The following is a 14585-nucleotide window of genomic DNA, read 5'->3' as shown; positions in this document are numbered from 1 at the left end:
CCGCTTGAAAGAATAACTTCTACATGTACTTAAGAGCTTAGACATTTAAGTAAGTAGCTCTAAAGATGGAAAACGAATGACGTTGCGCGACGCCTGAGGGAACAGTACAAGTTGAAGACCTTAGAAATCCCCACAGATTTATCTGTGAGGAATTTCTGGCTGAAACTGTACCCTAGGCACGCGTCGCAACAGAATGAGTATTATCCATCTAAGAGCACTTTAGCTAATAACATACGCAACAAGAGCACGTAATAATTCGTAAGAATTATCCTTTCATCTAACACACTAAAGTATTCCTAATTATCAATAACCTTAGGATTTGTTGAGGTTGCCTCGACATAATACGTTTTCGCTTCATTTTTACCTTTATGTTTCACTTTAATCTCCCAGTTCGCTTGCAACAACTGCACATTCGTTTCTCTCACGACTGAGTAATAACCAAGTCTCGCATCCAACACTTCATCGCCTGATTTTAAATAACGATTAAAATACAACGTCTCAATCGCCTTACGTGGCGTAATCACCTGCTTCTTAGGATTACTATCACTTTTCGCCGGCTCAATCTTACTCATCACCGTCTGCTTATAACTCGTCGCCTCGCCATCACTCACATTAAAACGTAAACGCGCCTTGTTATTATTCATCAACGGATAACCATCATACGTCTGCTCATACGTCACCGTATTCGCCGACACACTACCTAATTGATACGCCTTACCATTATAAATATTATCCATAATATAGTTCTTCAAATCACTCAAATTACTATCACTGACATTAACCGTATTATTAATCTCACCCGTCAACGTATATCCCGAGTCATCCGCTTCTAATGATGATTTATCTTCAGCATAATTATCGAAATTCTTCGACGTCGCAGTAATCATCTGCATCTTCGTGTCACTGACATCTTTATTCAACACGTCTTTCGAAATCTTAATCTCTTCTTGTTGAAAGTTAACATCATTATCACTTTCTGACTCGTTAATCTGAGACTTCGTCACCTTATTAATGTAAATCATAACTAGCAGGATGTTCACAAGAACAAATACGAAAATAAACAATGTCTTCGTTCGTTTCCAGTTCATTTATTCAAGCCTCCCATCCTCATACGCATACCAATTTCCATCATATTCAATATACCACGTTGGAATAAATTCGCTATTACGTTGCACTTCAATATTATCTTTTGATGGTTCATCATCTTCATGATAGCCGACTGTCATATTCGTTACTTTTTGGAAATTAATATCATGATTGTTAGCTAAAGCTGAACGCACCGTTTCTGCACTATCTAGAGACTTAGTTTCACCTTCTAAAGGCACGCTAGAACGTAGTAACGCGCGTTTATAATCATAAATCCCTTTTTCTCCCCACGTCACTTCTATTTCATTCAATTCCTGATCATTAAACGTTGGATAGCCATTGAGGAATAACTGATATGTCAGTTCTCCCGATGAATTATCTGTGTCAAATAGACGGAAATCATCGTTACAGAAACCACCATGGCCATTAATATATTCAAAGGTACTTGGAATAGTCGTATCCATATCACTCGAACTTGATTCATCTTCTGACAAATTCTTATAATGATATTTTTTACTCTCATCATTGTAGTTCGCTACCCCTGTATTATTATTATAGGTCGTTGAACCACTTTTACCGCTTCGAATAATCACAGAATCATCAAATAAAATTGAATTCATCGTTTCTACAGGAATCGTGTCATACACCATACGATAAGAGTGCATATGTTGAGGTTGACTGGGCGCAAAGACATGCGTCGCTTTATCAATCGTATCTTTATTCGTAATGACCTCTGAATATTTCTGCATATCCGTAGACAATTGATCCATTGTTTTAGCAAAATACTTCGCTTTCGCATTCATTGTCACTTTTATCACTTGATGTCGGTCTTTACTTATCGCATATAATTCTAAATTTCCTTTTGAATTCTCATCAATTAATAAACGATTAAAATTAAAGGATTTAGGCACTTTCACGGAAGTGTTTAAGACTTGTCCTAAATATGTAGTTAAAGGCATGTCATATGTAAAGTCTAATACAGTAAAACGCGTATTTAACGTAGGAAGCGTTAAATTATAATCATGCTGTATATGCTCAACCTTACTTACTTCATGGTTCTTTAAAGCTTCTGACACTTGCGACAATTGCGCCCGAGAAGGTGCCATACCTTTAACTTTATCGTCTTTTACTTCAACGATTTGATAGGGCGCAATGACATTATCTATATGCGATGCCAAAGGTTTACCAATCGATTTCACATCACTTTTTTTACTCTCTGCACTATCGATATTCGTTAAGTCAGGCGTAAAATTCCATACCATGTACGTTAAGACAACACTCATCATGACTAATAAAATCAGAATAACAGATTTGATATACTCTTTACTCTTCATCCCAATCACCATCGTCTATAACTTCACATGGAAGCGTAATAAATATCGATGTACCTTGTCCTTCAACACTATTCGCCCATATACGGCCATTATGCGCTTCGACAATTTCTTTTGATATCGCAAGACCTAAACCTGTACCGCCCATCTTACGCGTACGTGCTTTATCTACACGATAGAAACGGTCAAAGATTTTATCTACTTTATTAATAGGAATACCAATACCATTATCTTTAATGCGAATGGTCATACGATTGTATAACGCATTCTGTTTCACGTGGAACTCGACACGTTTCTGACCACGTGAGTATTTCATCGCATTGGTAATAACATTATCGAATACTTGCGTCATCTTATCTGGATCAATTTCAGTGAAAATTGTTTCTTGTGGAATTTCACGCATGAAAGTCGTATCTTTCGCTGCCATTTCATGTCTATTAATAATTTTATTAATAAACATATTGAAGTCGACGATTTCTTTAGTGATTTGTTCAGATTCGTTATCCATTTTCGACAATTGAAGTAAATCATTAACCAAACGAATCATTCGTTCCGTCTCTTCACGTGTCACAGATAAGAATTGTGGTGCTAAATTATCGTCTTTCCATGCGCCTTCTTCTAACGCTTCAATATAACTATTCATTGACGTTAGTGGTGTACGTAATTCGTGTGAAACATTGGCTACGAACTCACGACGCTCACGTTCTACTTGTTGTTGTTCTGTAACATCGTGGAGCACGGCAATATAACCATTCACAAATCCTGTTTCTTGAACAATTGTACTAAAGTTCACACGTGCAATAATGCCTTCTTCTTCGTTGATATCAAGTAAGAAACTATCATTATTCTCTTGAATTTCCTCTAGAGAGAATTCATCCTCTAAATTCAAGACACTCAACATGTAGTAACCAATTAAATCTTCTCGCGCCATGCCTAACATTTTCAGTGCCATGTCATTCACAATACGCACACGTCCACGTCGGTCCGTCGCAATAATTCCGTCACTCATGTGCGTGATGACAGAGTCTAGACGACGTTTCTCACTTTCCGTATTTGCTTGTGCTTCTTGCACACGTTTCGACAAATTGTTAAATGCTAGGGCAAGTTCACCGATTTCGTCATTTCCGTAAATCTTCACACGTTGTGTATAGTTCCCTTTCGACATTTCAACAGTCTGGTTACGCATGTCGGTAATCGGTCGGGTAATCGTTCGCGCAATGAAGAAACCTAGAATTACCGTTATGAAAAGGGAGATCGCCGTACCAATAATGAAGATTTGGTTAATATTATTCAATTGATTATATACATCATTAATATTTGATTCTATGTAAATATTACCAATCGTCTCGTTGCCATTTTTCACAGGTAAATTATAAATCCAAATCCGTTCTTTACCACTACCATAATCTTTCAATACATTATGGCTATTGGCTTCTCCTAATGACAGTGCCTTTTGAACCGAATTATCGTTCACTTTCTGATTAATTAAATTATGAGACGATAATTTCGCCGTCGCCATAATAATTTGATCTTTATCAATAAAACGAATTTCTTCGATTTCTTGACGATTGGCATACTCATTTAATAAACTTTGCACTTCTTTTTGCGCATTTGACGGGTCATCTCGATAAATCCGTTCGATATTAACTTCAAGTTGCGTCGCATATTGTTTAATATTCTTCATGAAGTTATTCGTTAATTCTTTTTCCAAACTATTAGTAAAATACAGACCGATAATCTGCATACCAATAATAATCAATAACACATAGACAATAACAAGCTTTGTGTGAAGGGATTGTAACTGCTTCAGCCACTTCATAACCTTAAACCCCTAATCATGTTGTTGGAGGAAGTATCCAACGCCTCTACGTGTCACAATATATTCTGGGTGAGACGGATCATCTTCAATCTTCTCACGTAAACGACGAATCGTTACATCCACCGTACGCACATCGCCGAAGTAATCATAACCCCAAACTGTTTGTAATAGATGTTCACGCGTCATTACTTGACCCATATGTTTAGATAAATAATGGAATAATTCGAACTCACGGTGCGTTAATTCGATATCCTCGCCACGTTTCTTAATAGAATATGCGTCTGGATAGATAACAATATCCTTAATTGCGATTTCATTAGAAGTATTATCCACTTCTTGAGCGGGTTGTGAATAATGACGACGTAAGTTCGCTTTCACACGCGCAATCAATTCACGTGTACTAAACGGTTTCGTTACATAGTCATCCGCACCTAACTCAAGACCCAACACTTTATCAATTTCAGAGTCTTTCGCCGTTAACATAATGATAGGCATTTCGTATTTTTTACGTACCTCACGACATACTTCCATTCCGTCACGACCAGGTAACATGATATCTAATAACACGATATCTGGTTCTTCTTCATAAATTAAATCCACTGCATCATTACCATCGTAAGCGCAGTAAACGTCATATCCTTCTTTTTTTAAATTAAATTCTAAAATATCCGCAATCGGCTTCTCATCATCAACTACAACAACTTTTCTTGCCATATCTATAAACCTCATTTCTCAAATTGTAGTTCTATATTTTATGAAATATCTATGTTAATTAGTAAAAAATAAACTGTGATTCGATGCGTTAAATTAAGTTTATCGCGCATATTAATCTACTATATAATTTACCATTAATAGTCACTTAATTCTATTTTCATAATTAAATTTATAGAATAATATTAGTTTCAAGTTTACCACTCTAATTTAATATTACAAATAAGTTGAACACGTTTGAAATGAGATAAAAGTCGTAATGACACATAATTGGAGAATTATTACAAGCAGATGATAGCTTTTGAGGTCTGCCTATCAACGTTTATAAGGCCATTCACATAGAAATATTAAGAATGTGTTGCGCCGTCACAAACCTGTAACGCATTGAACGCAATTGAGGAATATTTAACTTTTTGACTATGCCCGTAGTCTTGTTTTTTGAAAAGGGAGTATAAAGAGGTCTGCCACAAGAAATGGGGGTTACTAAGCAAAAAAGGCATAAAAAAATGCCTACCCTTTTGGGTAAGCAATACGGTCTCGACGGGAATCGAACCCGCGATCTCCTGCGTGACAGGCAGGCGTGTTAACCGCTACACTACGAGACCTTTTAAATGGTGACTCCTACGGGACTCGAACCCGTGTTACCGCCGTGAAAGGGCGGTGTCTTAACCGCTTGACCAAGGAGCCGTTCTTAAGCACAAGATAGATTATAGCACAGCCTTTATTTTAAAGACAAGACATTTTTTACATAATTTTAATATTTTTTTAGAAAACTTAAATATTGCCGTAAAACCCTGTTATATCAATGCTTCTAAGTTTACAAATAATTCATTTTTAACCCTTTTACACCTCAACTAAAAGAAAAAACAGACATTGAAAAATCAATGTCTGCTTATTAAACAAAAATTATTTTTAACAATAATTCCATTTTTACATTCACAATATGATAGACGGTCTTCGATAAGCAGGTTTCTCGGCAGATACTCTCAAAGACTCGTCAAAACTTGAGGAACAGTTTTGCTCGCTTTTCGGTTCTGCTCAAGTTCTAAACGCTTTTCTTCACACCTTTTTTACCATAATTGTTCTAATAAGTTAGTTTGGTCGCGATCTGGACCTACTGAGAAGATTGAAATGCGTACGCCACATAATTCAGAAATACGTTCTAAATATTTACGTGCATTTTCAGGTAACTCTTCTAAAGTACGGCAACCTGTAATATCTTCTTCCCATCCTGGTAACTCTTCAAAGATTGGTTTACAACGACGTAATTGATCAAGGTTCGCAGGATATTCTGTAATTTCTTCTCCATCTAATTCGTATGCAGTACAAATCTTCACAGTATCTAAACCTGTAAGTACATCGATAGAGTTAATAGATAAGTCTGTAATACCACTTACACGACGAGAGTGACGTAATACTACTGAATCGAACCAACCTACACGACGTGGACGTCCTGTAGTTGTACCGTATTCACGACCAACCTCTCTGATGTGGTGACCATCTTCATCAAATAATTCAGTAGGGAATGGACCATCACCTACGCGAGATGTATAAGCTTTACATACACCAATCACTTTAGATACGAAAGTTGGGCCTACGCCAGTACCAACTGTTACGTTACCTGCAACAGGGTTACTTGAAGTTACGAAAGGATATGTACCATGGTCGATATCTAACATGACACCTTGTGCACCTTCAAATAATACTTTTTCTTCAGCTACAAACGCATCGTCTAAGATTTTAGCTGTATCAGTAACAAACTCTTTTAAACGTTGACCTGCAGCATAATATTCATCAAAGATTTCATCGAAACGTGGACATGATTCATTAAACATACCTTTGAAATAAGCATCTTTAATTTCAATATTTTCTTTTAAACGTCTTTCAAATGTTTCTTTTTCTAATAAATCAGCCATACGAATACCGATACGTTGCGCTTTATCTACATAAGCTGGACCAATACCTTTTTTAGTTGTACCAATTTTATTATCGCCACGACGACGTTCTTCGTATTCATCTTGTGCTAAGTGATAAGGAAGAATCACTTGCGCACGGTTTGAAATACGTAAGTTTGATGTAGATACACCACGTTCATTTAAACCGTCTAATTCTTTTAATAATGCAACTGGATCAACAACTACACCATTACCAATCACTGCTAATTTATCTTTATAAAAAATACCTGATGGCACTAAATGCAATTTGTAAGTTTCCCCATCAAATTGAATTGTGTGACCAGCGTTATTACCACCTGAAAAACGTGCAATAACATCTGCTTGTTCCGCTAAGAAATCTGTAATTTTACCTTTACCTTCGTCTCCCCATTGTGTCCCAACTACTACGATTGATGACATGTGAGCACCTCCAAAGTTTTCTCAATTAACCATTAAGTATTCTATCAATACGAACCTCATAATGCAAATAAAAATCGAACATTAAATTTTATCCTTATCGCTTCTTCTCTTGAAAATGAATTCAATCAACAAACTGTCAAAATCCCTTTAATACCAATATTTCAAAGTACATTTTTTAAAATGAAAGACACATACTTCAAAAATTGAGATTAGCTTAAATTAAAATAAAAACCGTACATTATTATACAATCAATAAATAATGTACGTCAAAAATTATTTTAAATTTATTATGTCATTTCAGCATGAGCATAATCAATATCTGTAAATTTATTATATTGTTTCATAAAGTGTAGCTTAACCGTTCCAGTCGGGCCGTTACGTTGCTTAGCAATGATGATTTCAATTTCACCGTTATCATCATTAGATTGCGGTTCAAAATTTGTACTATCATCGTCATCCTCGTCTTCACCACGATTATAATAATCGTCACGGTATAAGAACGCTACAATATCCGCATCTTGCTCGATAGATCCAGATTCACGAATATCACTCATCATTGGGCGTTTATCTTGACGTTGTTCTACACCACGAGATAACTGACTTAAGGCAATAACCGGACATTCCAATTCACGAGCAATTGCTTTTAATGTACGTGAAATTTCCGAAACCTCTTGTTGACGATTATCTGAAAAACGTGACCCACTACCTTGAATCAATTGTAAATAGTCAATCACAATCATATCTAAACCATGTTCTTGTTTCAAACGACGACATTTAGAACGCAAATCTGTAATTCGAATACCTGGCGTATCATCAATAAATATCTTCGTACGAGATAACTTACCAACCGCAATAGTAAAACGATTCCAGTCTTCTTCCGTCATCATCCCAGTTCTTAAACGGTTTGAATCTACATTTCCAGAACTACAAATCATACGTGTAGCTAATTGATCTGCGCCCATCTCAAGTGAGAAGATACCTACAGTATAATTATCTTCATGTGTTGCTACTTTTTGTGCAATATTAAGAGCGAAGGCAGTCTTACCTACCGACGGACGTGCCGCTAAAATAATTAAATCATTACGGTTAAATCCTGCCGTCATTTGGTCTAAATCGCGATATCCTGTAGGAATACCAGGCGTTTGTCCACTATTTTGGTCAAGTTCTTCTGCCGTTTCATATACTTGTCCTAGAACATCTCGAATGTCCTTGAAACCATCACTTTGACGATTAGCTGATAACTCAAGTATACGTCGCTCTGCGTCACTTAAAACTGCATCTAATTCAAGTTCGTTATTATAACCATCATTAGCGATACTATCTGCAGTTTGTATTAATCTACGTTTTAATGCCAGATTAGCAACGATATTTGTATAATACTGAATGTTTCGTGTCGTCGGTACATTATTAGAGAGTTCCGCTAAATATTGAGGACCACCAGCTTCACTTAATGTACCTTCTTTCGTTAATTGGTCCATTAACGTAACAACATCAATTTCGCTACTATCTTCATTCAAGTTCATCATTGCTCTGAAGATATGTTGGTGGGCGCCTCGATAAAATGACTCAGGAAGTAGGGCCTCCTGAGTCGTTCCAATTAATTGTGGATCTAAAATAATTGCACCTAAGACAGATTGTTCAGCTTCATTATTATGGGGCATTTGTTTTTGATCATACATATTATCCATCAATCATCACACCTCTAAATCAATCCATCTTAAATTTCCCAAACACAGTGCAACATTGTTCAATTAAATTTTAATTCTTACTTTGAATTCTATTTTTCATGTTCAACCTTAAGTTATAGGCTTTAGATGACTTTCACTCATTTTGTTGCGACGCTTTCTTGCGTGAAAGGCTCAAGCCTGTAGTCTTGAGGCTCTTTCTTTTCCGCCAAGAGTCGCGCAACATCATTCGTTATTCATCTAAATCCATAAAAAATTAATTCATAAGGCAAGATTAACTTAATATGCCTAAATTTAATTAATTTGAGTACTAAAATCACTTACTTTATATAAGAATGTTAGAAATTCTTTTAGAAACTTATCGAATGAAGTAGCGAGACTCCTGTGGAAACAATACAAGTCGAAGACCTTAGAATTATCCACAGATTCATCTGTGAGATAATTCTGGCTGAGACTGTATCCACGGAAAGCGAAGCTAACTGAATAAGATAAAAGTTTCTAATTAGAACTCTTAATAAAATATATAAATAAGTATGTCAGATAATAACTCTATTTCTATAGACTATAATTTAACTAATATTAAAGTAGTAAATTCTTTTTTAGAAAAAGAGAAATTTTGTGATTGGCTAACGAAGCGTAGTTGAGCGCGGGGCCCCAGCACAAAGACTTTCGCATAGAAAGTCTACAAACAAAGCAAGCTGGGGAAAGGAACTTAAGTGCTTACTCACTTAAGTAAGTAGTTCTAATGATTAAAATCAAAGAACTACTTTAGAAGACCTTAGAATTACCCACAGATTTATCTGTGAGGTAATTCTGGCTGAAACTGTACCCTAGGCAAGCGTCTCAACTTAAGCGAAGTTAAAAGCCAAACCAACAAAATTTCTTTCCGCTAGGAAAGTATTTAAAGAAGTATTATTTCTCTACTGTATGAACACGGATAGTTCCCTCAACCTCTTTATCTAATTTCACAGGAACATTCGTATAACCTAACGCATGGATACCTTGAGGTAAATCCATTTTACGTTTATCAATCTTGATATCGTGTTGAGCTTTAAGTGCCTCAGCAATTTGCTTAGTACTTACAGAACCAAACAACTTACCACCTTCACCTGTTTTCGCACTTACTTCAACTTCAATCTCTTCTAATTTCGCTTTCAATGCTTTAGCATCATCAATCTCTTGTTGTCTATCCGCTTCAGCACGTTTATTTTGTTGTTCTAATTGTTTTAAATTACCCGGAGTTGCCTCAACAGCATAGTTGTTTTTTAATAAAAAGTTATTAGCGTAACCTACTGGTACGTCTTTAACTTCGCCTTTTTTACCTTTACCTTTAACATCTTGTGTAAATATTACTTTCATGCGTCTTCACTCCTACTCAATTGTTCAGTAATTGCTTGTTGTAAACGTTCGATTGCTTCTTCAATTGTTAAGTCTTTAAGTTGTGTTGCTGCATTGGTTAAGTGACCTCCACCACCTAGTGCTTCCATCGTTAATTGAACGTTGATAGAGCCTAGTGAACGAGCAGAGATACCAATTAAGTTATCTTCACGTTTGGCCACAACATATGAAGCTTCAATACCTTCTAAACTTAACAACTCATCCGCAGCTTGTGCAACCGTAACAGGATGATAAATTTTTTCATTAGAACCATGGGCAATTGCGATTCCATTATCTTGAACTTCAACCGTTCGGATAAGTTCTGAACGATTAATATACGTATCCACATCATCTTTTAAGAAGTGTTGCGTCAAGATAGTATCTGCACCATGGGCACGTAAATAGCTTGCCGCATCAAACGTTCTTGAACCCGTACGTAATGTAAAGTTACGTGTATCCACAATGATACCTGCATACATTACTGTTGATTCTAGACGTGTTAAACGTTGTTCAGTTGGTTGATATTCAAGTAATTCCGTAACAAGTTCTGCAGTTGAACTTGCGTATGGTTCCATATATACCAACAATGGATTTGAAATAAAGCTTTCACCACGTCTATGGTGATCAATGACCACTTTACGGTTCGCTTTATTTAGAATATTTTCATCTAAAACCATTTCAGGTTTGTGCGTATCTACAACGACAATCGTTGTCTTAGATGTCATCATGTCCCAAGCTTCATCAGACGTTACGAAACGTTCTTTCAACTCAGGTTTCTTATCGATTTCATCCATCACACGACGTAACGTTGGATCGATATCTTCTTCATTTAATACAACATAGGCTTCTAAATTATTCATTAATGCGAAACGAGAGACACCAATTGCCGCACCAATCGCATCTAAGTCCGGACGTTTATGTCCCATAATGATGACTTTATCGCCTTCAGTTAAGATATCTTTTAAAGCATGAGAGATAACACGCGCTCTTACACGTGTACGTTTCTCCATCGGGTCAGTCTTACCGCCGTAGAAACGTACGTTACCATTCATATTCTTAATGGCTACTTGGTCCCCACCACGTCCTAATGCTAAATCAAGACCTGATTGGGAAAGTTCGCCAAGATCGATAAGGTTCTCAGTGCCTTCCCCCACCCCAATACTTAGAGTTAATTGGGCACGGTAACCGACACTCTTCTCACGTAACTGACTGAGGATTTCAAAGTTAGAATCTTCAATTTCAGCTAAAATCTTTTGATTCAGGTATGCGACAAATTGATCTGAACTATAACGTTTGAAAAAGATATTATATTCAGAAGCCCAACGACTGATCACACGAGTGACCATGGAGTTGATCTCTGAACGTTGCGTATCGTTCATATTTTGCGTAATTTCATCGTAGTTATCGAGGAAAAGTGTTGCAATTATTGGTTTCGATTCTTCATACAATTCATTCGTATGTACTTGTTCCGTAATATCAAAGAAGTATAAACATTTCTCTTCTTCAGAATGTCGTACATGATAGTGATATTGTCCATGTTCGATTTCAATTTCTTGAACCTTTTCAAGTTGCTTTAAAATATTAGGAAAAACTTCATTGACTGGTTCTGAGATGACATTCGTTTCTAAGTGTTCAGACATGTATTGGTTAATCCATTCAATATGATCATTCTCATCAAGTACAACCAAACCAATCGGCAAGCGTTTAATTGCTTTATTACTTCCTGCCGACACATGACCACTCAAGTTATCCACATAATTATCCATTTTTAATAAGGCTTGTCTTACTAATACGATGCTAATAATAATCACAACGACTAAACCAGCAGCAGCAATTGTTGCGACTAATGGTTTGAAAATAAACCAGACGACAACAAGAGCTATCGCAGTAAGTACCATTAAAATGTAAGGTATGATTAATGCCTTTTTAGTGGATTGACGGTTCATTATTCCACCTCTATTCGCTTTTTAAAGTCATTTTTTAATCATTCGTTTTAAATTAATTCCTAAATCAAGTACCCCAAGTAATGAAACAATATGCGTAAATGGCGTTATTAGCGTCCCCACGACCATTAACAATATTGAAACAGCGTTTGACATACGTCTTGCTTTTCCAAAGAAATGAATCAAGCTCAATCCTTGGATATACATCAATAATGATAACACAACTTCGAAATTTAACACGATACTTTGGAAAATACTTGGCTCATTTGCCACCATGACCCCTAGCAATACAATCATATATATCCATAATAATGAACGATTCATTTGCCAAGCAAATAGTGGTTTGAAAATAGGTGTTGCTACTTTAAATTTACGTAGAATTGGAAATGTAATAATGAGATTAATTAAAACAAAAATAAAGATGAGCACGATTAGAAAACTTGGAAGTTGAACCGACATTTGTCGGAAGGCTTCTTCAAAAATTGCTTTATAATCAGATTCCACACCTGAGATTACAACCACATCATGCATTGTTTCCTTAAACGGTTTAATTAATGTTGATGCGCTTGGAATTTTTTTAAATACTTGTAATAACATAAATGCGACTAAAGTAAATATACTTAAATAAGCTGTGGCTATATATAAGATACGTTCTTTAGATGCACGTTCTTTTAATAATTGGCCAATTACAAAACTAAATAATAAAACTAAAATCATGGCACTTAATACAAATGTATTACCTAATAAAGTGGTTAAGATTACGGTTACTAAAGCTCCAATCCCAAACGATGGTATTGATTTATTCCACAGAATAACACCAGGGATGGTAGCGAATAGGCATAATACTAAACCAAGAGGTGGTAATACATACGTTACTAAAGCAACAATGACAAGTGCTAATGTCCCTAGTATCGTTGCTTTAGGATGTACTTTTGAAAACACATTCGCCACTCCTATACTTTTTTTGACTATAACCTCTATTTTAACCTCTATGGTGTATTAAAACAAATGGATTAAACTAGCCGTATTCTCTTCTTATTAGAAGTGGTGCTTTCTTATTTACGTTTAAAATTTGTGACTTTTAAGAAATGATAGAGATTGGGTGCCCAGTCATTAAAGTTTAATAGGAAGCCATCATGCCCTACATTATCTGGGACAAAGAAATGGCGATGATATTTAAAGCGCTCCCCTACTGCTCTTACTTGATCATCGGGATAGAGTAAATCATCTGTAAAGCCCATTGTTAATACTTTTGTATCTAAAGACTGTAACACTTCATCAACATCGTCACGACCTCGATCTAAGTTGTGACTATCTAACACATTTAACATGGTTAAATAACATGACAAATCGTAGGTTTCTTTAAATTTATCACCTTGATAACGTTGATAGCTGACGACTTCATCTGGTGTAAAGCGTTCATCATAGCTTTTAGAAGAGCGATAAGTAAGGAAACCTAGTTGACGTGCAATATTTAATCCTTCTTTACCTCCTAATTGAATCGCTTCACGTGCGATTTCATTAAATGCACGACTATATGACGAGGTTTTGTCTGTAGCAGCTAAGATGACCGCTTTGTCTATTTGGAATTGATTGTTATAAAGTAATTCCATCGCTTGCATGCCACCTAGACTGCCTCCAATTAAGATGTTAATTCTATTGAAGCCGAGTGCTTGTATCCCCTTTTCAATGGCTTTAACGATATCTCTTAAGGTTAAATGCTTTGGAAAATGTGGATCCGTTAACGGCGAACTTGAACCAAATGGGCTACCGATAACGTTAAATGTAAGAAATTGGTAATCATATATAGGCATGTAGCCACCATCAATAATTTCACGCCACCATCCAGGATGTTCGTCCGTGCCATAAGTTAAATGATTACCTGTAAGCGCATGACAAATGACGACCAAAGGCTGACCTGAATAGCCCACATGTTCATAACGTAACTGTAAATTTTCAATGGTTTCTCCTGATTCTGTCGTAAAGGGTCCTAGGTTCAATGTATCTACGGTATAATTTGTCATGCAATTACCTCCTTTAAATAAAAAAATCGCTTCCTACTCTTTGTTTAAGAAGTAAGAAGCGATTACGCTTTAATACTTATCATTCGAGTAGTGTCTCGTTGGTTTTAGCACCGTACTTGAAGTTGCCGGTTGCTGAAGCTTCTTCGGGCCAAGTCCCTCTGCTTCTCATAATAAGGTTTCATGTTATTTTATTTATTTACACGTTAACTTTCGTTTGAATTTATTTTATCTGATTGTCGGTATAACTTCAATGGT

General features: G+C 36.1%; 10 protein-coding genes, 2 tRNA genes and 1 riboswitch. All 12 genes read right to left on the bottom strand.

The window, feature by feature from the left end; all coding sequences use genetic code 11:
* Positions 1–296 precede the first annotated feature (296 nt).
* On the bottom strand, positions 297–1088 hold the full coding sequence (locus tag MT340_RS00110; RefSeq protein WP_243588244.1) for a two-component system regulatory protein YycI: 792 nt from the start codon (positions 1086–1088) through the stop codon (positions 297–299).
* Positions 1089–2420, bottom strand: coding sequence for a YycH family regulatory protein (locus MT340_RS00105; RefSeq protein WP_243588243.1), 1332 nt, complete (start codon positions 2418–2420; stop codon positions 1089–1091).
* On the bottom strand, positions 2410–4236 hold the full coding sequence (gene walK, locus MT340_RS00100; RefSeq protein ID WP_243603442.1) for a cell wall metabolism sensor histidine kinase WalK: 1827 nt from the start codon (positions 4234–4236) through the stop codon (positions 2410–2412). Before walK ends, MT340_RS00105 begins: the two co-directional genes overlap by 11 nt.
* A 12-nt stretch (positions 4237–4248) precedes the next feature.
* A complete protein-coding gene (gene yycF / locus MT340_RS00095; RefSeq protein ID WP_243588242.1) occupies positions 4249–4950 on the bottom strand; it encodes a response regulator YycF in 702 nt (233 codons plus the stop codon).
* A 529-nt stretch (positions 4951–5479) separates the two neighbouring features.
* A tRNA-Asp gene (locus MT340_RS00090) sits at positions 5480–5552 on the bottom strand.
* A gap of 7 nt (positions 5553–5559) precedes the next feature.
* A tRNA-Glu gene (locus MT340_RS00085) sits at positions 5560–5634 on the bottom strand.
* A gap of 383 nt (positions 5635–6017) precedes the next feature.
* Complete coding sequence (locus tag MT340_RS00080) at positions 6018–7301, bottom strand: adenylosuccinate synthase (protein ID WP_243588241.1); 1284 nt, start codon at positions 7299–7301, stop codon at positions 6018–6020.
* A gap of 287 nt (positions 7302–7588) precedes the next feature.
* The gene (gene dnaB / locus MT340_RS00075; protein WP_243588240.1) at positions 7589–8989 is read right to left on the bottom strand and encodes a replicative DNA helicase; all 1401 of its coding nucleotides are present in this window, start codon (positions 8987–8989) and stop codon (positions 7589–7591) included.
* Between the two features lie 909 nt (positions 8990–9898).
* On the bottom strand, positions 9899–10345 hold the full coding sequence (gene rplI, locus MT340_RS00070; RefSeq protein ID WP_103329656.1) for a 50S ribosomal protein L9: 447 nt from the start codon (positions 10343–10345) through the stop codon (positions 9899–9901).
* Positions 10342–12309, bottom strand: coding sequence for a DHH family phosphoesterase (locus MT340_RS00065; protein ID WP_243588239.1), 1968 nt, complete (start codon positions 12307–12309; stop codon positions 10342–10344). The genes rplI and MT340_RS00065 overlap by 4 nt, the downstream gene beginning before the upstream one ends.
* A 27-nt stretch (positions 12310–12336) precedes the next feature.
* Positions 12337–13263, bottom strand: a complete 927-nt coding sequence (locus tag MT340_RS00060) for a YybS family protein (protein ID WP_243590203.1) — start codon at positions 13261–13263, stop codon at positions 12337–12339.
* A gap of 98 nt (positions 13264–13361) precedes the next feature.
* Positions 13362–14330, bottom strand: a complete 969-nt coding sequence (metX, locus tag MT340_RS00055; protein WP_243588238.1) for a homoserine O-acetyltransferase MetX — start codon at positions 14328–14330, stop codon at positions 13362–13364.
* A 73-nt stretch (positions 14331–14403) separates the two neighbouring features.
* A riboswitch (SAM riboswitch) is annotated at positions 14404–14507 on the bottom strand.
* Positions 14508–14585: the final 78 nt, after the last annotated feature.

The organism is Staphylococcus sp. NRL 16/872, assembly GCF_022815905.2.
Lineage (GTDB): Bacteria > Bacillota > Bacilli > Staphylococcales > Staphylococcaceae > Staphylococcus.
The sequence above is the reverse complement of the archived record's forward strand: the minus strand, read 5'-3'. Positions and strand labels throughout refer to the sequence as shown.

Excerpts from the sequence above, each read along its gene's own strand:
- MT340_RS00110 (WP_243588244.1), bottom strand. The coding sequence starts at position 1,088 with ATGAACTGGAAACGAACGAAGACATTGTTTATTTTCGTATTTGTTCTT.
- MT340_RS00105 (WP_243588243.1), bottom strand. The coding sequence starts at position 2,420 with ATGAAGAGTAAAGAGTATATCAAATCTGTTATTCTGATTTTATTAGTC.
- walK (WP_243603442.1), bottom strand. The coding sequence starts at position 4,236 with ATGAAGTGGCTGAAGCAGTTACAATCCCTTCACACAAAGCTTGTTATT.
- yycF (WP_243588242.1), bottom strand. The coding sequence starts at position 4,950 with ATGGCAAGAAAAGTTGTTGTAGTTGATGATGAGAAGCCGATTGCGGAT.
- MT340_RS00080 (WP_243588241.1), bottom strand. The coding sequence starts at position 7,301 with ATGTCATCAATCGTAGTAGTTGGGACACAATGGGGAGACGAAGGTAAA.
- dnaB (WP_243588240.1), bottom strand. The coding sequence starts at position 8,989 with ATGGATAATATGTATGATCAAAAACAAATGCCCCATAATAATGAAGCT.
- rplI (WP_103329656.1), bottom strand. The coding sequence starts at position 10,345 with ATGAAAGTAATATTTACACAAGATGTTAAAGGTAAAGGTAAAAAAGGC.
- MT340_RS00065 (WP_243588239.1), bottom strand. The coding sequence starts at position 12,309 with ATGAACCGTCAATCCACTAAAAAGGCATTAATCATACCTTACATTTTA.
- metX (WP_243588238.1), bottom strand. The coding sequence starts at position 14,330 with ATGACAAATTATACCGTAGATACATTGAACCTAGGACCCTTTACGACA.